We start from the raw sequence: 25,174 nt of genomic DNA, 5'->3' as shown, positions 1-25,174 counted from the left end.
TTACATTGAGTCGGCGGTTACCCGCCTACTCGTCTTCCAAGTCATTTTTCGGATCCTTCTGTCCAAATAAATGCACTCCCCAGCAATGGTTGAGTGTTTAGTTTGAACCTATACCCATACAAATATTGTGACTAATTTCATAACGTCTGGATTTTGGGGTATTTATTGCTCAAGACGTGATTTGGGACAAAAAAAGCCCTGCTGTTAGTGAGCAGGGCTTCAGGTAGTTTTTATTTGAAACAGCTGTCATTTTATTAACATCAATACTCTAGAACAGCGTCATTCCTGTGCAGACAGGAATCTACTCGAGGCTTGGAGCTCACTTTGAGAAGACCCTTGCCTGCGCAGGGGTGACAATGAACTCACTACTACGGACTCGTCATTCCACTGGCCGTGCGCCTGCGTAGGCAGGAATCTACTTGAGGCTTGGATCTCGCTTTGAGAAGACCCCTGCCTGCGCAGGGGTGACGATATATATGGTCCGTGGAGGAAACAATGCATAGGATAACGACAAACTCTAAAACACCGTCATTCCACTGGCCGTGCCCTGCGTAGGCAGGAATCTACTTGAGGCTTTGTGCTCGCTTGAAGAAGACCCCTGCCTGCACAGGGGTGACGGTATATTTAGTATGGTATGTTGAGCTGTTAAATCACTGGCGTTTCTGTCTGCACGCCGTGGTTCTGACCACGATGACGCAACAGATGATCAAGCAGTACAATCGCCAGCATAGCTTCTGCAATTGGCACTGCGCGAATGCCTACACATGGGTCATGGCGACCCTTGGTGATCAATTGCGTTGGCTCGCCAGTTTTAGTGATTGTCTCACCCGGTACCGTGATGCTCGACGTCGGTTTTAGCGCGATATTGGCAACAATATCTTGACCGGTTGAGATACCACCTAAAATACCACCAGCGTGATTGCTCGTGAAACCTTCAGGCGTCAGTGGGTCACGGTGTTCGCTGCCCTTTTGATTAACAACATCAAAGCCATCACCAATCTCAACACCTTTTACCGCGTTGATACTCATTAGTGCGTGAGCAATGTCTGCATCTAGGCGGTCGAAGATTGGCTCGCCAAGACCAACAGGTACGTTGGTAGCGACAACTTGCAGCTTAGCGCCGATTGAATCGCCTTGCTTCTTAAGATCACGAATAAGCTGGTCAAATGCTTCTACTTTGTCGACATCTGGACAGAAAAATGCGTTATTTTCGATTTCATCCCAATCTACCTTGTCGATAATTACATCACCCATTTGTGATAGGTAAGCGCGGATTTCAACACCGAACTCTTGCTTAAGGTACTTCTTAGCAATCGCACCTGCAGCAACACGCATCGCCGTTTCGCGTGCCGATGAACGGCCGCCACCGCGATAGTCACGAACACCGTACTTCTGATGGTAGGTGTAATCCGCATGACCCGGACGGAACTTATCTTTGATCTCTGAGTAGTCTTTTGAACGTTGGTCAGTGTTCTCAATCAACAGGCCAATGGATGTACCTGTCGTTTGTCCTTCAAACACACCAGAAAGAATCTTCACTTCATCTGGTTCACGTCGCTGAGTCGTGTATTTCGATGTACCTGGACGACGACGATCTAAGTCAACTTGCAGATCGGCTTCCGTGATTTCCAACCCAGGAGGACAGCCGTCCACCACACAACCTAGTGCGATGCCGTGACTCTCACCAAATGTGGTTACACGAAAATGTTGTCCGATGCTATTTCCTGCCATTACTTCCTCTGTCTGTCCGAACAAGCGCGATGTCTATTGCGAATCTCTCAACAAATTATGCTAAGTGAAGCAAAGATTGAGTGTGAGCGCTTGTCCTTTGCTTGTCTATTCTTCGTGGATTCATAGTGACGACAAAGGCAGGCGATGTAAACCCCCAAACAAAAAAACGCTGCAATTCTCATTGCAGCGTTTTTCAATCTCAGAGTCATCTCAGTATTAGTCTTTGTAAATCGAAAACTCTTCTGCATGCTCAACAAGCTGTTCACGGGTCAACATAAACACACCGTGACCGCCGTTTGCGAACTCAATCCAAGTGAATGGGATATGCGGATACTGTTCCATCATATGCACCATCGAGTTACCCACTTCACAGATAAGAATACCGTCATCTGTTAGATAGTCAGGAGCGTTAGAGAGGATACGGCGTACCAGCTTAAGACCGTCAGTACCTGCTGCAAGGCCCAATTCTGGCTCGTGCGTGAACTCTTCTGGGAGTGAGTTCATGTCTTCTTCGTCAACGTAAGGTGGGTTAGAAACAATCAGGTTGTATTTTTCTTTCGGCAGATCGCGGAAGAGATCAGAGCGAATCGGGAACACTTGCTGCTCTAGACCGTGGTCTTGAACGTTCTGTTCAGCAACTTCTAGGGCATCGGTTGAAATGTCAATCGCATCAACTTCAGCGTCAGGGAAGGCATGCGCGCAAGCAATTGCAATACAGCCACTGCCCGTACATAGGTCCATAATGCGAACTGGCTCTTCAGCCAACCAAGGTTGGAACTGAGCTTCGATCAGTTCACCGATTGGTGAGCGTGGCACCAATACGCGCTCATCGACGAAGAACTCAAGACCACAGAACCATGCTTTGTTAGTTAGGTAAGCCGTTGGAGTGCGATCGTTGATACGTTTAATTACACGCTCAACAACACGCAAACGCTCGCTGCTGGTCAAGCGCGAGTTTAAAACATGTGGTGGCACGTCAATCGGTAAGTACAGCGTTGGCAGGATGAGCTGAACCGCTTCATCCCAAGCATTATCAGTGCCGTGGCCGTAAAAAAGACCTGCTGCATTGAATCGACTAACGGTCCAACGAATCAAGTCTTGAAGTGTGTGAAGCTCAGAAACGGCTTCTTCCACAAAAATCTTATCCAAAATTGCCTCCAAAAAGCGCTACAATACTGCCAATCTAGATGTTTATTGAGTTGTCCCAGTCTATGAGCAAAAAAGACACCAACGCTGATGACGATTTCGCCCTATTTAGGGATGCAGTACAAGGCGTAAAAAAGTTGCAACAGGATACCATAGTCCAGCAGCCAAACAGAAATAAGAAACAAAAAGAACAGAAAAGAACCAACCGAGAAGCCAAAGATGCAGAGTTTTACTTCTCGGATGAGTTTGTTCCGCATCTAAGCGACGAGGGGCCAACCCGATACGCTCGCGATGACGTGTCGACTTATGAAGTGAAGCGCTTGCGTCGTGGTGTTTATGTACCGGACGTGTTTTTAGATATGCACGGGATGACGCAGCAAGAAGCGAAGCGTGAACTAGGCGCTATGATCGCGCACTGCGTAAAGGAAAACATTCACTGTGCCTGCGTCATGCACGGCATCGGCAAGCACATACTTAAGCAGAAAGCGCCTCTCTGGCTAGCACAGCACCCAGACGTCATGGCGTTTCACCAAGCTCCGCTGGAATTCGGTGGCGATGGCGCTCTCTTGGTCTTGCTATCCATTCCAGAAAAATAATCAGCACCTAGGGCGACACCAGCAAAGGGCGTCGCCTTATTTAGTGCGCTGAGTACACCAAGCTACACAGAAAAATCAGATTATGGGTGAATGTGCCAAAGCACTTCGCCTTGTCTTCTTTCCACGTCATAGTCAATGCAGACCATGCCTGACGTCGGGAACATTGGTGCACTGATGTCACCCACAAACTCAGCTGTCAAATAGCCGACTAAAGGTAAGTGAGAGACAAGCAAGATTGATTCTAGGTTTTCAACCTCAGCGATTGCAGAGACAAACTCCACCACGTTTTCTGCTTGTCCGTACGGCGTTATGTCATCGGATGTGACCACATCATCACTGCTAAATTCGCTGCTAATGGCAGCCCACGTTTGTTGAGCGCGTAGGTAAGGGCTAACTAATACTTTATCAAAACGACCATAGCCTTGCTGTTTGCAAGCTCTCGCGACCACGACTGAGTTCTCTTTGCCGTGAGACGTTAATGCCCGTTGTTCGTCTGTTGGAGCGTAATGAACCGCTTCCCCGTGACGCATTATAAACACTTTCATATGAATACCCGCCTGTACGATGGCATTTCTGAGCCGCCATCTCTAGCGTTACGACCCTATTGTTTATACGCAAATTATCTGATGAAGGTAACCTGCCTTAATTATTAACTAGGGTATATACTTATTTAAAAAAATTAATTATATCAATTCACTTGCTAAAGGCTTCGACTTTCTTAACAATTTACAATGTCACACTAAAAAAGTTTGTAACTTAGTTTGCCAGTCTCTTATTGAATGATTGTAATTAAGTATTGGTGCATTCTGTTAGTACCAATAGTGAGACATCGCCTTAGTAGCCAGACGCTTGGTTAAGCAGTCCAAACCATCGCTTAATCTGGACAAGCCATCGCTTATTCTGGAGAAGATACGTGCATATAAGTCCAAATGATAATCGCTCATATCGCTACCTCACGCTAAACAATGAGTTACGCGTGCTGCTCATTCAAGATGAGCAAGCCCAAAAGTCCGCGGCTGCGCTCGCCGTTAACGTTGGCCATTTCGACGATCCCTCTGATCGAGAAGGCCTAGCGCATTACCTAGAACACATGTTGTTTTTGGGCACAGAAAAATACCCAAAAGTTGGCGAGTTTCAGTCTTTTATCAGCCAACATGGTGGCAGCAATAACGCTTGGACAGGTACCGAGCACACCTGCTATTTCTTTGATATCTACCCGAATGCTTTTGAAAAAGGGCTCGATCGTTTCAGTCAGTTTTTCACCGCGCCCCTGTTTAATGAAGAAGCTCTAGACAAAGAGCGCCAAGCCGTAGACTCCGAGTACAAACTCAAACTAAATGAAGATGGTCGCAGACTCTATCAAGTGCAAAAAGAGACCATCAATCCTGCGCACCCTTTTTCTAAGTTCTCGGTAGGGAATGTAGAAACCCTCGCCGACCGTAATGGTAAAACCATTCGCGACGAGATCCTCACCTTTCACCGCGATCAGTATTCAGCCGATATTATGACATTGGCTATGATTGGACCGCATGAGCTCGATGAGTTGGAACAGTGGGCTCAGGACAAATTCTCCGACATCACTAACAATTACCGCATTACTAAGTCGGTCGACGTTCCTTTTGTCACCGAAGAACATACCAAAGTCATGGTGCGCGTTGAGCCTGTTAAAGAGATCCGCAAGCTTATCTTGTCGTTCCCCTTCCCGGCAACGCATCAGCATTACCATCAAAAGCCGCTCTCCTATTTTGCCAACCTACTCGGTTATGAAGGCAAAGGAAGCTTAATGCTCTACCTCAAAGAACTGGGTTGGATTACATCCCTCTCGGCAGGTGGCGGAGCGTCTGGCAGTAACTACCGCGAATTCAGTATCAGCATGACTCTAACGCCTGTTGGGCTTGAACATGTTGATGAAATGATTCAGTCGGTATTTCAGTACATAGAGCTCATTAAAACTCATGGAATGCAGGAGTGGCGTTATCTTGAGAAACGAGCAGTGATGGAATCTGCCTTCCAGTTCCAAGAGCCAGCAAGACAACTCGAGATGGTTAGTCACTTAGTGATGAACATGCAGCACTATGAAGCGGATGATGTCATCTATGGCGACTACAAAATGGCAGGCTTCGATGAAGCGATGCTTGCCGAGTACGGCAGTTTCTTTAGCACTGACAATCTAAAAGTTACCCTAGTGGCGAAAGATCAAGCGTATGATCGTGAAGCAAACTGGTACTTTACGCCCTACTCTGTCACCAAGTTTACCGAGCAAGAGATTGCGTTTTTCAACCAGCAGCCCGATAACGGCGAACTACCTTTTGAGCTGCCTGAGAAAAACCCATTCATCAACTATGACCTGTCGACCTATCCTTTAGAGGGCAGTGAAGAGCATCCGCAGCTTATCGAAGACCTCGATGGATTTAGGCTATGGCACCTTCAAGATAGCCAATTCAAGGTACCAAAAGGCGTTGTGTTTATTGCTATCGATAGCCCACATTCCGTTGCTTCGCCTCGCAATATCGTCATGACTCGCTTGTGTGTTGAGATGTTCCTCGACTCATTGTCTGAAGAGACCTATCCGGCTGAAGTCGCGGGTCTAAGCTACGATATGTACGCCCACCAAGGTGGCGTTACCTTATCAATCTCTGGATTTAGTAAGAAGCAGCCTCAATTGCTTGAGATGATTCTTAAACGATTTGCTTCGCGTGAATTTAACCCTGCGCGCTTTGAAAGCATCAAAGCTCAGATGATGAGAGGCTGGCGAAACTCAACAAAAGATCGTCCGATTTCTCAGCTCTTTAACGCGATGACGGGCATTCTGCAGCCTAATAATCCACCAAACCCTGTGTTACTTGATGCACTAGAAACCATATCGGTCGACGAGCTGCCGAGTTTCGTCCAGGCGATTCTGTCCGAGCTACACATAGATATGTTTGTCTATGGAGATTGGCACAAACAAGGTGCGCATGATATCGCCACTACGCTTAAGGATGCCCTTCGTATTCACAATCAAAAATACGAAGAGAGTCTAAGACCTCTCGTGATGCTTGGGCGCAGTGGTAGCTTCCAGAAAGAAGTGGATTGCGACCAAGACGATTCGGCGATTGTGGTTTACTACCAGTGTGAAGACATCAACCCGAGAAGTATCGCCTTGTATTCACTCGCCAACCATTTGATGTCAGCGACCTTCTTCCACGAGATCCGTACCAAACAACAGCTTGGCTACATGGTCGGGACCGGCAACATGCCCCTCAACCGTCACCCGGGTATTGTACTCTATGTGCAATCACCTAAAGCAGCACCCGCTGATCTGATTCGCTCCATAGATGAGTTTTTAAATGCGGTGTATATGGTCTTGCTTGAACTCAACGATTATCAATGGCACAGCAGCAAAAAAGGACTGTGGAACCAAATTTCCACCCCTGACACGACACTGCGAGGGCGTGCTCAACGCTTATGGGTAGCAATAGGCAATAAGGACACCAGCTTTAGCCAGCGTGAGAAAGTGCTTGAAGAGCTTAAGTCACTGACGCGTGCCGATATGATCCGCTTCGTTGTCAACGAGCTCAAACCTCGCACGGCAAACCGACTCATTATGCACAGCCAAGGCAAAGCGCATGTGGATGCCGCTAAGCTCGAACTAGGACGCGAGATTGGCTCTATCGAAGAGTTTCAGCTCCGACCGAAAGATACTGACCTAGGATAAAAAAACACCCCCTCTTTCGAGGGGGTGAATGTTTGTAGACCCTAAATTTATTATAAGTTACTTGTAGAAGCTTTCGTCTAAGCCCGCTCGAGTAACCAGCCCATCACATGGTGCAAATCGGTCACCGTACTTCTGAGCGTGTTCATTCATCAACTCAACGACTTTCTTGATGCCTAATGAGTCCATGTAGCGGAATGGGCCACCTAGGAATGGTGGGAAGCCAATACCGAAAATCGCTCCAATGTCACCGTCTCTTGGACTACGAATAATACCTTCATCCAAACAGCGAACCGCCTCGTTGAGCATTGGCAGTACGCAGCGAATCGCAATCTCTTTTTCCGCCATAGAGGCTTCAGGTTTTAGACCTAACACGCTATAGACTGAGCTATCAACCGTCTTCTTCTTACCCTTGTAGGTGTAGAAGCCTTTGCCCGATTTACGGCCTTTACGCCCATCGTTTAGAAGCTTGTCGAACACGTCAGGTCCTTGGAATCGCTCACCGAGCTCATTAACCAAGATAGGCATGATCTTCGCGCCGATATCCACACCGACTTCATCAAGCAGTGTGATTGGACCGACCGGGAATCCGAAATCAAGTAACGCTCTGTCCAGTGACTCAATCGGCTCGTTAGCCAGCAGCACGTTTGCTGACTCATTCATGTACGGCGCAAGAATACGGTTTACATAGAAACCTGCCTGGTCTTTTACCACAATCGGCGTCTTACCCTGCTTTCTGGCAAACTGTACCATAGTCGCGATGGTCTCTTCGGACGTCGTCTCGTGTGGAATAACCTCAACGAGTGGCATCTTGTCCGCTGGGCTGAAGTAATGCAGGCCGACAACATTTTCTGGTCGCTCTGCCTTTTCAGCAATTTGTGCAATTGGGATCGATGATGTGTTAGTGGCAAAAATGGTTGTTGGCTTAGCATGAGTCTCTACATCATTGACCATTTGCTGCTTAAGACCCAAATCTTCAAATACCGCTTCGACCACCACGTCTGATTTATTGAAACCGGTAAAGTCGGTACCACCTGCCATTTGAAGCATCTGAGCCTGAAGATCAGCTTTAGAGATGATGCGGCGTTTGCGCTTCTTCTCTAGCAATTTGAAGTTGTAACCAAGCGCGTTGACGATACCATCATTAGAGACATCTTTAATGCGCACAGGTACTTTCGCTTTGCTCACGGTAACGTGGGTAATCCCCGCTCCCATTAAGCCACCACCCAGAACAACCGCATTACTCACAGTATTTGGCTGAGCATCACTACCAAACTCTTTCTTCATCTCTGTGGTAGCGAAGAAGATAGAGCGCAGTGCTTTAGACTCTGAGGTCATGACAAGCTCACCAAAGCGCTTGGCTTCATTCTCTAGTCCTTTCTTCATGCCCTTTTCAAGACCAAAGCGAATCACGTCTAGAATGGCATCGGCAGCCGGATAGTTGCCACGAGTCTTCTCGTTAGTCTTTTTCGCTGCTTGGTCAAAAATGACTTTTCGACCTAGCCCAGTACCTGACATAAGTACTTCTTTTTTGGTTAGCTTCTTAGCTTTGCGCTTTTTGCCTTTCTCCAAAAACTGCTTTGCTACATCAAGTAGAATCGTCTTTGGAACACTGGCATCAACCACACCTAGCTTCTTGGCTTTTTTAGCGCGAAGCTGTTTGCCAGTTAGGATAAGATCCAATGATGGCAGCAAACCAATCAATCTAGGCAAACGCTGAGTACCACCAGAGCCAGGCAGCAGACCAAGCTGAACTTCAGGTAGACCTAGTTTAGTAATGTCCGCATCACTACATACACGATAGTCACATGCTAGCGCGAGCTCTAGACCGCCGCCCAAACAAGGGCCATGAATCGCAGAAACCACAGGGAAAGGCAAATCTGAGAGCTGCTGGAACATCTCTTGGCCCTTGGCCGCTAGTGCTTGTGCTTCTTCTGCTGAAGTACACGCATCTAACATTCTTACGTCTGCGCCAGCGATAAAATTATCAGGCTTAAGTGAATGAACAATTAACCCTTTAAGGTCGGATTTTTTTTCTTCTAGTTCTGCAAACAGCTGCGACATTTCTTCTGCAAAAGCCGCTTGCAGGGTATTCATTTTCTCGCCCGGTACATCAATACCAAGCCAAGCGATGTTCTGTTCATCAACCGAAAGATGAAAGGCTTTTTGTTCACTCATTATTCTACCTCCAGAACCATTGCGGCACCCAGACCACCTGCTGCACACGCCGTGTTGAGGGCTAGCCCACCGCCGCGTCGTTTCAGCTCATTCAATGTTTGTGTAATCATTCGCGCACCTGTTGCAGCAAATGGGTGGCCGTAGGCAAGCGAGCCACCTAACACGTTGAACTTGTCCATGTCGATTTCACCGATAGCTTGCGAGCGACCCAGTTTTTCTTTCGCGAACTTCTCACTCGCAAACATCTTCACGTTCGACAGCGCTTGAGCGGCAAACGCCTCATGCATATCAATTAGAGTTAAATCGGATAGAGAGATACCTGCGCGATCCAATGCCATCGGCGTCGCATAAGAAGGCCCCATCAGCATGTCTTCACGTACACCGATTGCTGAAAACGCATATGAGCGGATGTAGCCTTTGATTTCTAATCCCAACTCTTTAGCACGGCCTTCTCGCATAAGCATAATCGCGGCAGCACCATCGGTGAGTGGCGTACTGTTGGCAGCAGTCACACTGCCGTATTGTCTATCGAACGCTGGACGCAGCTTGCTATAGCTTGATAGCTCTGAGTCGTGGCGGATGTTGTTATCTTCATCCAAGCTCTTTTTGTATGGCTCAGGAAATGCCGACATCACCTCATCACGCACTTTACCTTCCTTCCACGCTTGAGACGCAAGAGTGTGTGAGCGGTGCGCCAGTTCGTCTTGTTCTAAGCGACTGATACCGTGAGACTTCGCCATCTGCTCAGCGGTCTGTCCCATAGACAGACCCGTTGAATACTCAGCCACCGCTGGCGGTACTGGCATTAGATCTTTAAATGATAGCTTTTTAAGAATGTTGAGCTTTTGACCTACAGTTTTTGTTTTACTTAGCGCAAGTAGGTTCGCAGCAAGTTTTTTAGAGACGCCAATTGGCAGTACTGAAGAAGAATCTGCACCACCAGCGATACCCGCATCGATAGTGCCAGCCATAATGCTTTCGCAAACATTGGCCGCAGCTTGGAAGCTGGTTGCACAAGCGCGCGTCACACTGTAAGCATCAGTATGGATGTTCATACCCGTTCCAAGCACGATTTCACGAGCAATGTTTGGCGCTTCAGGCATCTGTACTACCTGACCAAATACCACTTGGTCGATCAACTTAGGATCGATGTCGGTGCGTGCCATCATTTCGGCCACAACCATTTTTCCTAAATCTACTGCTGGTACTTGACTAAACTCGGTACTTTGACGGGCAAAAGGGGTACGAAGCCCCGCCACAACAGCAATTCGCTCACCGTTTCGAGTGGTGAGATCGATTTTCCCCACTTCCTTACTGCTCATAGTTTCTCCTTCCTAAAGAGGTCTGACCACGCGCATTGTAACGAGATTGTTAATGATTTAAAACAACCGTTTGATAAATATTGGTGGTTTTATTGAATAACGTGATAGGGTCGACCAAAATGGAATATGAGATTTGCGTAAAGTCGGCAACAATATGGTGTGAGAAAACAAGAAGATATCGGTAGGATTTCACGCAAAAAAAAACCACACAGATAATTGTGTGGTTGGAATCTCTAAAGCAATTAACTTGCGCCAATTGAAAATAATCAGTTTCCTGATTAGGAGAAAGTAAAGTCAGCCTTCAAAAGGAAGTGTCATCTTGCTCAACATGTTAGTCCCGAAAGACCAACGAGATGACAGGGTCTAATATAACTTCTCCACAGGTCGGAATTTTGAACTAGATCAATTTTGTGTGACTTTACTGACACCGCGGAACAAAAAATAGAGTTCACAGAGCGAAAACGGGGGCTCCTGTGTCATTAATTAAAAATTTTGGAAATAAATTCTCCAAACGTCCGGTCAACTCGGATATGGACAAACAAAGAAAGTACGAAGCACTGGTACGTGCTTATCATCGCGACCTATATCGGTACGCCTATTGGCTGTGTAAAGACAAGCCAGTGGCTGAGGATTTGGTTCAAGAAACTTGCCTTCGTGCATGGAAGTCGTTAGACAGCCTGCAAGACGAAAAGGCAGCGAAGTCGTGGCTCATCACTATCCTTCGCAGAGAAAACGCGAGACGCTTTGAGCGCAAGCAGTTTGATCTGGTGGATATTGATGACTACGGCAACGATGCCAAGGTTTCTGATGATCCGCACCACCAACAGGAATGGCTTCAAGCACAAATTATGAAACTCGATGTCGAGTATCGAGAACCACTTTTCTTACAAGTCGTTGGTGGATTTAGTGGTGAAGAGATCGGTAATATACTCGACTTAAACAAGAATACCGTTATGACTCGATTATTTAGAGCTCGAAACCAGCTTAAAGAGATGCTTGAGTCTGAGGATGCACATAGGGGGCAGCAAAATGGATGAGTTAGAATTCCGTCGTCGCGTTATGTCCGATCCTAAGGCAAGAGATCCTGAGCTGTTGGAGGCGACCAAAAACAGTGAGGCTAACGCTAAATACTTAGAAGAAATTCTGGGGTTAGATGCGCGTATCGAACAGGCAATGAAAGTTGACGTGCCTGATGATCTTGCCGATCGTATTTTGTTCAACCAACCGCCGGAAAACAATGTAGTCAAGGTAAGCTTTAGTAAAAGAGCGCTATCACTGGCTGCCTCTGTGGCGTTTGCGTTTGGTTTGCTTGTCGGTCAAGTTAACTGGGGTAATGTTGTTGTGTCTGACGCACAAGCATCACTCCCAGAGATGGCCATGGAGCATTTCAACGCTGAGAAAAGCTTTATTGAATTTTTAGATGAGAACCCGTCTAAAGAACAGATCAATGCTAAGCTTTTGCCGTTTGCCTACCAGTTGGGACAAAGCTTTCCGTACCACGTTTTCTACATCAATCACTGTGGATTTGGTGACTCAAATGCGATGCACATTGTATTTGAAGGCGAGAAAGGCAAAGTCACTATGTTTTTGACAAGAATTCCTACCGAGCAAGTGGAGAACTTCGACAAGGATGGAATGTCAGGCATGGTTAAGCCAATGGGAGATGCCAGCTTTGTCCTAGTGGGTGAAGAAGGTGAAAACCTAGATAAGATCGGCGAAAAGATTAATAAGATCCTTAATCCTGCATAAAAAACTATAACAAAAGGGCCAACTCCCGCGAGCTGGCCCTTTTTTGTTTCCCTAAGCACTTTTTAGAGTAACCACTCTAAATATACGCATAATCGATGCTTTTACTGTCAGTTAGTCGGCATTTATATACTTTTTGCGTCATTTTGATTACTGGTCTGATTTCTAATGTCTATACTAGCGATTAGGATCAGCCCCAAAATTGAGTTTTAACTCAATTTTAACCAATTAACGCCCATAAGAGGCGATGACAAAAAAAGGATGTATACTAAATGACTACTTCGCGTCTGTATAAAAAAACACTATTAGCAGTGGCAGTTTCGTCACTCACATTAGCCTCCACTCAAGCAACAGCAGCCGGTTTCCAGCTCAACTCTCAATCAGCAACAGGCCTAGGTCGTGCATTTGCTGGTGATGCGGTTATTGCAGATAACGCGTCTGTAATGGCACGTAATGCGGCAGCGATGACACTGTTTGATTCGCACCAGTTTTCAGGTGGTGTGAATGTAATTAGTTCTGAAATAAAAGTCTCTGACTTTGGTGGTGCAGGCACAGGCGAACCTGATGCGACTAATACTGCAAACTCTCCAGTTCCTAATATCTACTACATCCATCGCCTAAATGACAAATGGGCTCTGGGCGCAGGTATCTACTCTAACTTTGGTACTACAAACAACTTCGACGACTCTTTCGGCAATAACAACTTTGCCAAAGTTTATGGTGGTACCACTGAAATCTCTAGCATTAACTACACTCTTAATATGGCTTACCGTATTAATGAGCAATGGAGCATTGGTGGTGGTTTAGATATCGTTGATGGTTCAGGTAAATTAAAGCGTGAAACCTCTCCACTTACTCCATCTCCTGGCACAGGCCTTGACCCGATTGGTCAGCAAGCTGTCGTAGACATTGATGCATCGGGTATTGGCTATGGCTTTAATCTAGGTACTGTCTTCGAACTCAATGAAAATAACCGATTTGGTTTGGCATACCACTATAGCCCTGCCGTTGAAGCAAGCGGTACAGTAAAATTTGGTCCTAACATCACTGCTGGCGGTGGTTTAGTTCCAATTGCATCACAACAATCGTATGACCATGTAACACTTCCACTACCAAGTATGGTTGAGTTCTCTGGTTACCATAAACTTGAGGACACGAAGTTCGCCGTACACTATAGCCTGCAGTGGATTGGTTGGAGCGTCTTCGACAAAATCGAAACTAACGACAACACTCTAATTAAAGAATACAACTGGAAAGATGGTTACCACGTAGCACTGGGTGGTACATACTACCTAAACGACGCATGGACACTACGTGCAGGTTATATGTATGACACAGCAGCGCAAGATCAGCTAACATCGATCTCTGTACCAGATTCTGACCGTCACTGGTTCTCATTTGGTGCGGGCTATCACTTCAAAAAACACCACACTGTTGACTTCGGTTTCACTTACCTAATGGGTCAAGATGTATCTGTTACAGAAGAGAACCCTCTAGCACCGGACCTAACAGCAACTACACATGCTAACGCTATCCTAGCTGGTATCCAATACAGCTACAGCTTCTAAGCTGATTAGTGAATCATAACTTAAGGGTCGATTTATCGACCCTTTTTGTTACCCCCATAATACCAACTGGTCCAACCTTACCCTTCCAAACCTTTACATCTGTACGCTGAGATTTCACAACATCCTGATAACAACCAGCATATTCACCCATCAAATGAACTCTGCCCATATATAATTTCAAAAATACACTTTTTGTCACAAATTAGTTTTAAAGTCTTTACTCTAAAAATAGAATCTTTGCTCTAAACGCAAATAATTTGAGCGAACAATAATGATAAATTCAAAATACTCTCCCCTTGCTATTGCAGTGGTAATGGGCACCTTAGCGTCTGCAAAAGCGTCTGCAGCAGGCTTTCAACTCGCTGAATACTCAGCGACCGGTCTAGGTCGTGCGTACGCTGGTGAAGCAGCGATGGCTGATAATGCAGGTGCACAGTGGCGTAACCCTGCGATGCTGACTTATTTGGAAGGTACACAAATTTCTGGTGGTGTGCTTTATGTTGAGCCGAATATTGATGTTAAAGGTACTTCAAGCACGCTTGGTTACACTGAAGCGAAAGACATCGCTAACAGCGCACCAGTACCGAATCTCTATGTATCACATCAGATCAACGACAAGTGGTTTGCTGGTTTAGCACTTGGCTCCAACTACGGCATGGAAACCAACCTTGGTAGTGATTTCAAAGCAACCCAATATGGTAATGAAGCAAAGATCATGACCGTAGAAGCCGTTGCTAGCGTTGGCTATCAAATCAATGATGCTGTTAGCGTTGGTGGTGGTGTTCGCTATGTTACTGGCGAAGGTAAAATTGGTGCGACAGCCCCATTTAGCACGCCAGACGGATCAATTTCTCAGGGCGATTACCTTAAGTACGTAGAAGGTACTGATTCATCATGGGGCTATGTACTCGGTGCAGCTTGGCAAGTTAATGAAGACCACCGTCTTGGTTTCGCATACAAATCTGAAGTCATGATGGATTTCGAAGGTCACGGTGAAGGCATTGGATTTGGCTTTGCTGGTAAAAAAGATGGCAAACTTAGCGTTGCCCTCCCAGCAACGGCAGAGCTATCTTCGTTCCACCAACTAACCCAGCAATGGGCAATGCACGCGAGCATCAACTGGACACAATGGAGCAGCTTCGACAAGCTAGAAGCAGAATTCGTTGATGGTCAGGTATCACCAATCAAAACGGAAAACTGGAAAGACAGCTACCGCTTAGCACTTGGTACTACCTATCAGCTGAATAAAGAGATCACACTGCGTGGCGGTATCGCTTATGACATGTCTGCTGTTGATGATAAATACCGTACAACGACCATTCCAGAGACAGATCGTACTTGGCTAAGTGCTGGTCTTACTTACGCCTTTACTAAGCAATTTACGCTTGATGGTGGTCTAACGTACATCATGGCTCGAGATGCTTCTATTACGGAACCAAGAGATGAACTTGACGAAAAAGTTGAAGCATTTGGTACCTTCGTTGGCGAAATCTCTGGTGATGTATGGATCGCTGGCATCCAAGCGAACTACCGCTTCTAAATCCCTAAAAACTGTCAATTACCGTCATCCCCTTGAAAAAGGGGATCTTCCACGTTGCGTTGTAGAGTTAATTTGGGACAGTTCATCAATCACTTTTAGTTTACTACGCGCTTTGGGAGATCTTCACTTCCGTGAAGATGACGAGATGTGTGATTTCAATTGTTTTGAAATCATCACTTAGAAGCTACTCATCAAAACTATCCAAATAGTCATCAATATAAGCTTCTTGCTCTTCATCCACTGTGTCATCGACGATTTCTGCATTGTAGTTTTGACGTTGAATATAGATATCACGAGTCAGTGCGTATGGATCTGGAGACTGCTCTAATGTCGCTTCTTGAGATACGACCAGCGCCCTCTTCTCCATGCCCTCTAGCGCCCATTTACCGAAGCTTGCCCAGAAGTTAAGTAGCGATGCCGGCGGATATAAACCGTCGACAACGTCCGCACCCTCACGCAGGATAATCGGACCGTAACCAGGCACCATGATGTACGGTCCCTCGCCTACGCCGTAATGGCCTATCGCATCACCGAATTCTTTCTTATCGTGTTTTTCAATACCGGCTGCAGAGGCGATGTCGATAAAACCCAGAAGACCAAAAGTACTGTTAATCCAGAATCGGTTGAAATGATCGAGCGCCTTACCGCCGTTACCCATCACAACGTTGTTCACGGCACTAAAGGGTTCATCGAGGTTAGCGAGGAAGTTACGAACACCGGAGCGAACAGGCACCGGCGTGTAATTGACATAAGCGAGCGAGACAGGCCTGACGAAATAAGGGTCAAGGTAGTCGTAGTTGAGTGCCCACATGGCACGGTTGAAGCCTTCAAATGGGTCGTAGACATCAGCACCCACACTGGCACTGGCTTCAAGCTCCGTTGCTGCAGAACCATCAGAAGTAACATCGCTCGACTCGGAAGCCGCATTTGCGTCAGGCACGCTTTCTTCAGGCGCTGATGCCAGCGGCTCCGATTGACTCGATACTGATTGCTGAGTCTCTACCGCCTGCTCTTTATCTGGGGCTGATGCACAGCCAAACAGAAATACGCTAGAAACAAAAACGGCAAAAAGCGTGTGCTTCTTGCCGGTTAATGCTGATTGCATAACCTCATCCATAAGCCAGTACATTCTGCGTTTGGTTTTTTATGGCTCCCTATTTGTCTGATAAATAAGGAATAAACGTCAGACTGTATTAATAACCACTATGGATGAGTATAGCGGCATGCGCGCAGTCAAGCTAGCTAAAGCAACAAGTTGGCTACATTTAAATTAATCGCATGCCTTCAGGTTTTGATTAGTATTGTTGGTCAATAACCAACTCTACTGTGTCGCCAAGCTCGGCTGGTTGACTCTCACCATACCAGTCGCCATCGCGAGTCGCTACGTTACCGTCGCTATCAACACGTGCTCGAACAATCAAACCTTCAAGGCTTGAAAGCTTACGTCCTTCCATCATGCTGTTGTTGTCATCGAGGACAACAGTACGTGGGAAAGTACCGAGTGGGTATCGAGCTGCAGCGACAGGCATTGGCGAACCATCTGCCGGATGCACAGAGACGATTAAGGCCGCATCCTGTGGTAGACGTGCATTTGGCGATACGCTGATATTCACCGCAACTGACTTACCTTGAACGATAGGCTCACCCATCTTAGCTTGTGCATTTTCAATACTGCGAGTTAGCATCTCATAGCGGCTATCTTCAGGACCGATCATTCGCTGCATCACAGACCAGTAACGCACCGCGGCTGGATAGTCTTGACGCTCAAACGCATCAAACGCCAGTAGTGATAGCACTCGAAGGTCAACGTACTCAGACTTAAGTAGACTGTTTAGCAATCCACGTGCACGGTTCTGGTCCATCTCATCTTGAGACATCATCAGCGCCTGCGCGTAGCCAAGCTTCACATCAGCGTCTTCAGGCTCAAGGCGATAGGCGTTTTCCATCGCATCTGTCGCTGTGGTGACATCACGATTAGCTAGTGCGATTCGACCCAGTAGCAACCAACCTGTAGAGTCGTTGCTCTGATAGTGAAGACGGGTACGAAGTGCTAGCGTCAAATCTTGCATTTCGTCTTCAGTCATTGGTTCAGCCGATCCTGCCATCAACTTTTTAGACAGCTCAGGTAGACGACCTGACACTTCTTGCCAGTCTTTCACCTTAGACGCACCACCAAAATGCATATACATGCCGTATGTCATCACCACAATCAGAGCAACTGACGGGATCAATACGGTCATTGGAGACAGTGAGGTTTTTTCTACCTTGTCCTGATGTGGAATATCATCAAGGAGTGATTGTTTTAGGTCATCAATCAGGTCCTCTTGGTTCTCTACCAAACCTTCATTGGCTTCTTCTTCCAGCTCTGTTAAACGGTCCTTGTAGAACGCTTTATTGAGCTCATCACGAAGCTGCTCGTCTTTGTTCACTTTCTTACTGTTAAGCGTCATCGCCAACAACACGACAGCGACAATGACCAATCCGACTGTGGATATCCAAAATAGTGTCATTACTGCTTATCTCCAGTCTCTTTTTCTTCTTCGAGCAAAGCTTTAAGTTTGGCTTCTTTTTCATCACTCCACGTTTCTGCCTCAACCACTTTTTTCGCGCGGTTGTTGCGACTACGGACAATGATTAGACCGAAACCAAGTACAATCACAAACAGCGGACCAAGCCACAGAATAGAGGTCGCCAGCGTAAGTGGTGGATTGTAAGTAACGAAGTTACCATAGCGAGCAATCATGTAATCGACGATCTCGTCTTTAGATTTGCCCTCTTTAGTCATCTCATACACTTTTTGGCGAAGGTCCTGCGCAAGCTCTGCGTTAGAATCGCCAATGGTGTTGTTCTGACACTTCGGACAGCGAAGCGTATGACTCAGCTCTTTGAATTGGTTCTCTTGCTCTAAGTTGTCAAACTCATGGATCTCAATCGTCGCGTTTACAGAAAACGCCAACATCAAGCTTGATGCCAGTGCGATTAGCCACTTTTTCATTGTGTCGCCTCCTCTAGCATCTGTTGATACATAGGCTGAAGCTTCTCAGTCCAGTTTCGTGCATTCACATCACCTACATGGCGGTAGCGAATCACACCGTTAGCATCAATAAGGAAGGTCTCAGGCGCACCATACACACCAAGGTCCAAACCTAACATGCCATTACCATCAAACAGGCTGATTAGATAAGGGTTACCAAGCTCGTTTAGCCACTGTACCGCTTTGTTGCGCTCATCTTTATAATTAAGACCGATGATCTTCACACCATCAGCAGCCAGTTCGTTTAGATACTGGTGCTCGGCGTAACATGTTGGACACCATGTCGCCCATACGTTGAGCAGTAGCGGTTCACCCTTGAAAATCGCTTGATCGTATATTTTGCCCGGCTCTGCAAGGTCCTCTAAGTGAAACTCAGGGACTTCTTTGCCGACCAATACAGACTCTAGCTTAGTTGGGTCGTCACCAGCTTGGTTGCGACCAAGCTGGATAGCGAACACAGTGACTAGAATGAGAAACGCAACCAACGGGATAAATAGAATCTTCTTATTCATTACGCCTCTCCCTCTGCTTTGCTACCTTTCCTGAAACGGTAACGTTTATCGCTGATAGCTAGACCACCACCAATCGACATCAGAATCGCACCAAGCCAGATCCAACGTACAAATGGTTTATGGTAGATACGAACTGCCCACGATTTACCATCGTCCAGGCGCTCACCCATTGCAATGTAAAGGTCTCGAGTCACGCCGCGATCAATCGCTGCTTCTGTCATCATAGACTTAGCAGTGCGATAGAAGCGTTTTTCTGCGTGTAGTGTATTGATGTACTTACCATCTTTCGTTATTTCAAAGTCGGCAATGTAACCATCGTAGTTCGGACCGTCTTTGTCACGTACGCCTTTGAAATAGAAGTCATAGTCGTAGACTTGGTAGTGTTCACCTGGCGCTAGACGAACATCGCGCTCGATGCTGTAAATCTGAACCATGGCAATACCAATGATGCTTACCGCTAGACCTAAGTGACCAAAGATCATTGCCCAGTGACTGCGCGGTAGCTTCTTCACACCTTCAGCAAAGGTATGACGGTGCGTAGCACGTTGGTATAGTTCAAAGCCGTGCATCGTGATGATCCAAGATGCCATCAACCAACCTAGGAACGCCATTCCAGTAAAGTACTCCGCAAGCACCACCATCATTAGCGCAGAGAACGCCACTGAGATAATGCCCGAGATCAGCATTGGCTTAGCAAGCGTCGATAGCTTGTCTCGCTTCCAACGGATCAGAGGACCAATACCTAGTAGGAAAGAGAATGGAATCATCAACCACGCAAATAGCATATCGAAGAATGGTGCACCGATAGAGACAGAGCCCAAACCGATTTGCTTGTGAACTAGCGGCAACAAGGTACCAACCAGAACAACCACGAGTGCTGCCATAAGGAGAACGTTGTTACCAAGTAACGCGTTCTCACGAGATAGAAGGTCAAAGTTGCCGCGGGCACGTACTGACGCACCTTTTAGTGCAAACAATAGTAGCGAGCCACCGATAACAAACACGAGGAAGCCTAAGATAAACATACCGCGTGATGGGTCAGAGGCAAACGCGTGCACTGATACCAAAATACCTGAACGGACTAAGAAGGTACCGAGCAAACTTAGTGAGAATGCTGAGATTGCTAATAGTACTGTCCACGCTTTGAATGTTCCGCGCTTCTCAGTTACCGCAAGCGAGTGCATCAGAGCGGTACCTGCGAGCCAAGGCATAAACGATGCATTTTCTACTGGATCCCAGAACCACCAGCCACCCCAGCCAAGTTCGTAGTATGCCCACCAAGAGCCTAGTGCGATACCTAGCGTAAGGAAAACCCACGCCGCCGTAGTCCAAGGACGAGACCAGCGTGCCCATGCCGTATCCAGACGACCTGACATCAGTGATGCTATCGCGAAAGAGAAGGCAACAGAGAAACCTACGTAACCCATATAAAGCATCGGCGGGTGAATGATTAAGCCCGGGTCTTGCAATAGTGGGTTAAGGTCACGGCCATCGACAGGGAAGAAGGGCAGTGTCCGCAAGAATGGGTTAGAAGTTACGATGATGAACAGCAAGAAGCCGACCGTGATCATGCCCATGACTGCGAGAACGCGAGCCACAGATTCTTGAGGCATACCGCGACTGAACATCGCAACCGCAACAGTCCATGCAGCTTGGATCAATACCCATAACAGCAGTGACCCTTCGTGCGCACCCCATACCGCAGTTAAGCGATAGTACCAAGGCAGTTGGGTATTCGAGTTGTTTGCGACGTACTGGATAGTAAAGTCGTTGACATAAAACGCCCATTCCAAAATAAGAAATGAGATCAATAACATGATGAACATACCCCAAGACAAAGGTCTTGCTGTGTTCATCAACATTGTATTATTTCGTGACGCGCCAAAGAGCGGCAAAATACTCAGAAGCACTGATAAACTCAGTGAGAGTATCAGCGCAAAGTGACCAATTTCAGCAATCATTGACCGCTTCCTTGTTTTTGTTCTGCAGAGTACTGAAGCGGTTCATGTGTTTTCTTCATCGCTTCAGCAATTTCAGGTGGCATGTATTCTTCGTCGTGCTTAGCAAGTACTTCGAATGCCTCGATTTTGGTTGGTTCAACGAGAACACCCTGAGCCACGATACCTTGTCCCTCACGGAACAAATCAGGCAGGATGCCATTGTAGACCACTGTCACTTTAGGACCGACATCCGCAAGATCAAAGCTCACGCGAAGTGACTCTGAATCGCGGCTGACCGAGCCTTCGACAACCATGCCGCCAATACGCAAACGCTGACCGATCTCAGGCTTTTCGCCGTTCTTCTTACCGTTTACTAACTCCGTTGGCGTATAAAACAAGTCCATATTTTGATTAAGTGCATAGAGAATCAAACCCACAGTGGCGCTGATACCAATGAAAATGGCCAAAATGATGCCGAGCCTTTTCTTACGTCTTGGGGTCATAGTGTGTTCTCCATATTCTTAGCCGCGTCGATACGAGCTTGACGATCAACCTTGGCTTGTACGTCTTTAAGAAGTTTTTTACCACGTGACACGCTGGTCACCAGAAGAATAATCATTGCTAAAAAGGTGATGCCAAACGCGCTCCAAACATAGGAGGCGTAACCACCCATCGCGAAAAAGTCACTCAAGGATTCAAAATGCATAGTGATTACCCCTTCTGATTCGATCGCGTTGCTAACGCAATCACCCAAGGCCTGTGGCCTTCTTTACTAATAATTTCGTTACGCAGACGAATGAGCGTCAGAGCACCGAAGAAAAATGCGAAACCAAAAATGTTGAGCAGAAGTGGCCACAACATGTCATTTGAGATAGAAGGCTTCGCAAACTTAGTGATGGTCGCGCCTTGGTGAAGCGTGTTCCACCACTCTACTGAGAAGTGAATGATTGGCAGGTTGATAACACCAACAATGGCTAGAATGCCGGCCGCCTTGGCTGCCGTTTTTTGGTCATCGAATGCGTGGTAAAGCGCGATAACGCCAAGGTAAAGGAATAGCAAGATCAATTCTGAAGTCAGACGAGCATCCCATACCCACCATGCGCCCCACATAGGTTTACCCCATACGGCACCAGTTAAAAGAGCGATAAAGGTGAACACTGCACCGATCGGAGCCATAGCCAATGCGGCCATACTTGAAAGCTTCACTTGCCACACCAAGCCAACTAAAGCAGCGATGGCCATCGACATGTAAACACCCATCGACCAAATGGCAGATGGCACGTGTATGTAGATGATTCTGAAACTATCACCTTGTTGGTAATCGGCAGGCGCATAAGCTAGCCCCCACACAGTACCAATCGATAGACAGGCTAATGCAAGCGTAGCAAACCACGGAAGTAGCGTGCCACACAGGTTGTAAGTGGTTTCGGGTTTGGCATAGGGATGAAGCCATTTCCACATAGTGTTTCTCACTCTTTGACGACATTCTTCACATTGCGTTGGCAATGATATTAGCGCTATTGTTTTAGTTTACGCTGACTCTTAGGGCTGCGCTGATGGCAAACGGGGTTAGAGTCATTGCACCCGCAAGCATCGCAGCCAATAAAGCTAACTGACCATTATACGCAACCCCCAAGGAAGCAGCATCAATAGCAGAAGTAGCAAATATTAGAATTGGGATATAGAGCGGCAGAACAAGCAAACTCAGTAGTACGCCGCCTTTTTGTAACCCCACCGTTAGCGCGACACCAATCGCACCAATAAAACTTAACGTAGGTGTACCGACCAACAGGGTCAGTACAACCGCAATCCATGTATTGCTATCCAGCGACAGCAAGATAGCCAACAGCGGGCTAATAATAATCAGTGGCAAACCAGTCAGTAGCCAATGCGCTATGATTTTTGCCATCACCACAAGCTGAAGCGGTATTGGCATCAGCATCATCTGCTCAAGTGAACCGTCTTGAAAGTCGTCTTTAAATAGACGCTCCAACGATAACAGCGCCGAAAGCAATGCCGCTACCCAGACGATGCCCGCTGAAATACGAGCAAGCAAATTTGGCTCTGGACCAATGCTCAATGGAAACAGCGTGATAACGATAATAAAGAACCAAAGTGGATTAAAAATATCCGCTTGGCGACGAAATGCGATCAATAGTTCACGACGGATGATTTTCATCATGGAATTAAGCATCATCGATCACACTCCTAACACAATTTTTCTTAGTTTAGGGTTATCGCTAAACATATCTTGGTGAGTCGTCAGTAACACAATCCCACCTTTGTTAGCGTGCTCTAAGAACAAGTTCTCCAGCACTTTGACGCCTTGCTTATCAATCGCAGTGAGCGGCTCATCAAGGATCCATAGCATCTGTTCGCTTAACCAAAGGCGCGCCAAGGCAACGCGTCGTTGCTGGCCTGCAGACAGCTGAGCAACCGGTACATCTTCACGGCCCGCTAAACCTACTTGAGTTAGCGCGGCAAAAATTTGTTCATCGGTAGTGTGAGGAGCATGGATAGATTGGTAGAACCTAAGATTTTCTAGAGCAGTAAGATCGCGCTTAACACCAGTTTGATGTCCGAGAAATAACAGTGCATGGTGAAAATCTTCTCGATTCGATTCGATGGTTTCACCATTCCACTTGATCTCCCCTTCTTCTTTATCACCCAGTCCGGCAACGATACGCATCAGCGTCGTTTTGCCTGTTCCATTGCGACCTTCAATCTGTACGAGATCACCGGATTGTAACGAAAATGATAAATTCTCGAAGAGTACGCGCTCATCACGAATCGCGGTTAAATTTGTTACTTCTAACATTCAATTAAACACTGGTTCGACTGGGCGTCCATCTTACCATAGCTACCCTAGCGTGAAACGATTATGATCAAATACGCTTCACGAAACTTAGTAAGAAACAATAAATTACTGTTCTTTAACTGAAATATCTAACCATAAAGTGGTACATGCTGACATAATCCTTCACATTTCGATGCGACATAGAATACCAAACTGCATTCGTTGGGCGAATTAGAAAGCGTAAAAGATTGTTACGACTGTTATTTTGATATGTACAGGACATCAATAATTCATTAATGCCCTGTAAAGTTAGCGAGATCGTTTTTGAGGAGAATATTGCGACGCAGGTCGACGCTGAGGTTGAGTTCGGTCTTTATGGAGAGGCGGAACCTTCTCCTTACCTGCGATTTTCTTTTGCAAAGAGAGCATCAATTCAGCTTCCGCTTTTGGCAGTTCACACTCTTCAATAAGCTCGTTGATATCGGCACCCAAACGAACCATTTTATTGGCACGAGTATAAAGGCGGCCGTCATTGTCGACATTTTCTAGTTCGATGATGCGCTCGGTTAGATGAACGATGATCTCTTCTTGCTCAGAGACCTTCTGTCCAAGGCCAACCAAAACGGAACGTACTTCAAGCAGTTGCTTGTTGCACTTCTCCACTTCTTTCTCGAGTGCACGCTTTTGCTGACGTGCGCGTATCTTGTGCATGTTTAACCCACGATGCACTTTCACCAACCAAACGAAAAGGACAACGACAACCGCCACCCCTCCCCAAAGAAGAGGTGACGTCAAAGACACAGCATCAAGCATTATAGGTAAGCCATCTCATCCCACTCATCTTCAGAGAGTAGTTTATTTAGGTCAACAAGGATAAGAAGTTTGCCATCACGGTTGCTAACACCCTGGATAAACTTGGCACTTTCATCAGTGCCCACACTTGGTGTCGTGTCGATTTCTGAAGAGCGTAGGTAAACGACTTCTGCAACGCTATCAACCAAGATACCAATCACTTGGCGCTCTGATTCAATCACGATGATGCGAGTGTTGTCAGTGATTTCGCCCTGCATAAGACCGAAGCGTGAACGGGTATCAATAACAGTAACCACGTTACCACGCAGGTTGATAATACCCAGTACATAATCTGGAGCACCTGGTACGGGTGCAATTTCGGTGTAACGCAGAACTTCACGTACCTGCATTACGTTGATGCCGTAAGTTTCCTCTTCTAGTTGAAAAGTCACCCATTGAAGAACTTCATCGTTCGATTGTTCTTTTCTTAGTTCAACATCCATCGTTTGAGACATAGTCTTCCTCTCAATTTCATCTTCAACACCGACATCATGAGCATCGGGTGTTTAGCATCAATA

The 25,174-nt window shown here is 46.6% G+C and carries 23 protein-coding genes; 6 read left to right on the top strand and 17 right to left on the bottom strand.

The features are described from left to right. Positions 1 to 645: 645 nt before the first annotated feature. Positions 646 to 1,731 carry a chorismate synthase gene (aroC, locus tag J4N45_RS12145; RefSeq protein WP_252011599.1) on the bottom strand — a complete coding sequence of 362 codons (1,086 nt, stop codon included), beginning with the start codon at positions 1,729 to 1,731 and terminating at the stop codon, positions 646 to 648. A gap of 216 nt (positions 1,732 to 1,947) precedes the next feature. Beyond that, positions 1,948 to 2,880, bottom strand: a complete 933-nt coding sequence (gene prmB / locus J4N45_RS12140; RefSeq protein ID WP_128649466.1) for a 50S ribosomal protein L3 N(5)-glutamine methyltransferase — start codon at positions 2,878 to 2,880, stop codon at positions 1,948 to 1,950. 62 nt (positions 2,881 to 2,942) lie between these two features. Here prmB and smrB point away from each other — a divergent pair, with 62 nt between their 5' ends. Further along, positions 2,943 to 3,473, top strand: a complete 531-nt coding sequence (smrB, locus tag J4N45_RS12135) for an endonuclease SmrB (RefSeq protein WP_042478558.1) — start codon at positions 2,943 to 2,945, stop codon at positions 3,471 to 3,473. Positions 3,474 to 3,553: 80 nt separating this feature from the next. On the opposite strand, the gene sixA is transcribed toward smrB, so the two are convergent. Next, positions 3,554 to 4,018 carry a phosphohistidine phosphatase SixA gene (gene sixA, locus J4N45_RS12130; RefSeq protein WP_252011598.1) on the bottom strand — a complete coding sequence of 155 codons (465 nt, stop codon included), beginning with the start codon at positions 4,016 to 4,018 and terminating at the stop codon, positions 3,554 to 3,556. Positions 4,019 to 4,386: 368 nt separating this feature from the next. On the opposite strand from sixA, the gene J4N45_RS12125 reads away from it, so the two are divergent. Next, positions 4,387 to 7,170, top strand: coding sequence for an insulinase family protein (locus J4N45_RS12125; protein WP_252011597.1), 2,784 nt, complete (start codon positions 4,387 to 4,389; stop codon positions 7,168 to 7,170). Positions 7,171 to 7,227: 57 nt separating this feature from the next. Here J4N45_RS12125 and fadJ read toward each other — a convergent pair whose 3' ends face one another. Next, positions 7,228 to 9,345, bottom strand: a complete 2,118-nt coding sequence (gene fadJ / locus J4N45_RS12120; protein ID WP_252011596.1) for a fatty acid oxidation complex subunit alpha FadJ — start codon at positions 9,343 to 9,345, stop codon at positions 7,228 to 7,230. After that, positions 9,345 to 10,667 carry an acetyl-CoA C-acyltransferase FadI gene (gene fadI / locus J4N45_RS12115; protein WP_394150550.1) on the bottom strand — a complete coding sequence of 441 codons (1,323 nt, stop codon included), beginning with the start codon at positions 10,665 to 10,667 and terminating at the stop codon, positions 9,345 to 9,347. The genes fadJ and fadI overlap by 1 nt, the downstream gene beginning before the upstream one ends. A gap of 530 nt (positions 10,668 to 11,197) precedes the next feature. Here fadI and J4N45_RS12110 point away from each other — a divergent pair. The 4 genes from J4N45_RS12110 (at position 11,198) to J4N45_RS12095 (ending at position 15,521) form a co-directional block, all read left to right on the top strand. Then, positions 11,198 to 11,704, top strand: coding sequence for a sigma-70 family RNA polymerase sigma factor (locus J4N45_RS12110; RefSeq protein WP_234495448.1), 507 nt, complete (start codon positions 11,198 to 11,200; stop codon positions 11,702 to 11,704). Beyond that, positions 11,697 to 12,416, top strand: a complete 720-nt coding sequence (locus J4N45_RS12105; protein ID WP_252011595.1) for a DUF3379 family protein — start codon at positions 11,697 to 11,699, stop codon at positions 12,414 to 12,416. Before J4N45_RS12110 ends, J4N45_RS12105 begins: the two co-directional genes overlap by 8 nt. Before the next feature lie 269 nt (positions 12,417 to 12,685). Further along, positions 12,686 to 13,981, top strand: coding sequence for an outer membrane protein transport protein (locus J4N45_RS12100; RefSeq protein ID WP_252011594.1), 1,296 nt, complete (start codon positions 12,686 to 12,688; stop codon positions 13,979 to 13,981). A 274-nt stretch (positions 13,982 to 14,255) separates the two neighbouring features. Next, positions 14,256 to 15,521 carry an outer membrane protein transport protein gene (locus J4N45_RS12095; RefSeq protein WP_252014689.1) on the top strand — a complete coding sequence of 422 codons (1,266 nt, stop codon included), beginning with the start codon at positions 14,256 to 14,258 and terminating at the stop codon, positions 15,519 to 15,521. Between the two features lie 184 nt (positions 15,522 to 15,705). Here the strand turns inward: J4N45_RS12095 and J4N45_RS12090 are convergent, their stop codons facing one another. The 12 genes from J4N45_RS12090 to J4N45_RS12035 form a co-directional block, all read right to left on the bottom strand. After that, entirely contained in the window at positions 15,706 to 16,626 is a 921-nt protein-coding gene (locus tag J4N45_RS12090; RefSeq protein ID WP_252011593.1) for an MlaA family lipoprotein, read from the bottom strand. A gap of 190 nt (positions 16,627 to 16,816) precedes the next feature. Next, positions 16,817 to 18,031 (bottom strand): c-type cytochrome biogenesis protein CcmI, encoded by a 1,215-nt coding sequence (gene ccmI / locus J4N45_RS12085; protein WP_252011592.1) that lies wholly within the window; start codon positions 18,029 to 18,031, stop codon positions 16,817 to 16,819. Then, positions 18,031 to 18,516: a cytochrome c-type biogenesis protein gene (locus tag J4N45_RS12080; RefSeq protein WP_252011591.1), complete on the bottom strand. Its 486-nt coding sequence runs from the start codon at positions 18,514 to 18,516 to the stop codon at positions 18,031 to 18,033. Before J4N45_RS12080 ends, ccmI begins: the two co-directional genes overlap by 1 nt. After that, positions 18,513 to 19,067, bottom strand: a complete 555-nt coding sequence (locus J4N45_RS12075; RefSeq protein ID WP_234495443.1) for a DsbE family thiol:disulfide interchange protein — start codon at positions 19,065 to 19,067, stop codon at positions 18,513 to 18,515. Before J4N45_RS12075 ends, J4N45_RS12080 begins: the two co-directional genes overlap by 4 nt. After that, entirely contained in the window at positions 19,067 to 21,028 is a 1,962-nt protein-coding gene (locus J4N45_RS12070; protein ID WP_252011590.1) for a heme lyase CcmF/NrfE family subunit, read from the bottom strand. The genes J4N45_RS12075 and J4N45_RS12070 overlap by 1 nt, the downstream gene beginning before the upstream one ends. Beyond that, positions 21,025 to 21,510: a cytochrome c maturation protein CcmE gene (ccmE, locus tag J4N45_RS12065; RefSeq protein ID WP_042478494.1), complete on the bottom strand. Its 486-nt coding sequence runs from the start codon at positions 21,508 to 21,510 to the stop codon at positions 21,025 to 21,027. Before ccmE ends, J4N45_RS12070 begins: the two co-directional genes overlap by 4 nt. Further along, positions 21,507 to 21,713, bottom strand: a complete 207-nt coding sequence (ccmD, locus tag J4N45_RS12060) for a heme exporter protein CcmD (protein WP_042478492.1) — start codon at positions 21,711 to 21,713, stop codon at positions 21,507 to 21,509. The genes ccmE and ccmD overlap by 4 nt, the downstream gene beginning before the upstream one ends. Before the next feature lie 5 nt (positions 21,714 to 21,718). Beyond that, positions 21,719 to 22,468 carry a heme ABC transporter permease gene (locus J4N45_RS12055; protein ID WP_252011589.1) on the bottom strand — a complete coding sequence of 250 codons (750 nt, stop codon included), beginning with the start codon at positions 22,466 to 22,468 and terminating at the stop codon, positions 21,719 to 21,721. A 64-nt stretch (positions 22,469 to 22,532) separates the two neighbouring features. Then, positions 22,533 to 23,201, bottom strand: a complete 669-nt coding sequence (gene ccmB, locus J4N45_RS12050; RefSeq protein ID WP_042478552.1) for a heme exporter protein CcmB — start codon at positions 23,199 to 23,201, stop codon at positions 22,533 to 22,535. 6 nt (positions 23,202 to 23,207) lie between these two features. Then, positions 23,208 to 23,825: a cytochrome c biogenesis heme-transporting ATPase CcmA gene (gene ccmA / locus J4N45_RS12045; protein WP_042478490.1), complete on the bottom strand. Its 618-nt coding sequence runs from the start codon at positions 23,823 to 23,825 to the stop codon at positions 23,208 to 23,210. 288 nt (positions 23,826 to 24,113) lie between these two features. Next, positions 24,114 to 24,617 carry a DUF2802 domain-containing protein gene (locus J4N45_RS12040; protein ID WP_252011588.1) on the bottom strand — a complete coding sequence of 168 codons (504 nt, stop codon included), beginning with the start codon at positions 24,615 to 24,617 and terminating at the stop codon, positions 24,114 to 24,116. After that, entirely contained in the window at positions 24,617 to 25,111 is a 495-nt protein-coding gene (locus J4N45_RS12035) for a chemotaxis protein CheW (protein ID WP_042478487.1), read from the bottom strand. Before J4N45_RS12035 ends, J4N45_RS12040 begins: the two co-directional genes overlap by 1 nt. Positions 25,112 to 25,174 lie beyond the last annotated feature (63 nt).

The sequence above is a fragment of the Vibrio sp. SCSIO 43140 genome (assembly GCF_023716585.1).
GTDB lineage: Bacteria > Pseudomonadota > Gammaproteobacteria > Enterobacterales > Vibrionaceae > Vibrio > Vibrio maritimus_B.
Note: the sequence above shows the minus strand (reverse complement) of the source record. Positions and strands in the feature narration are given on the sequence as shown.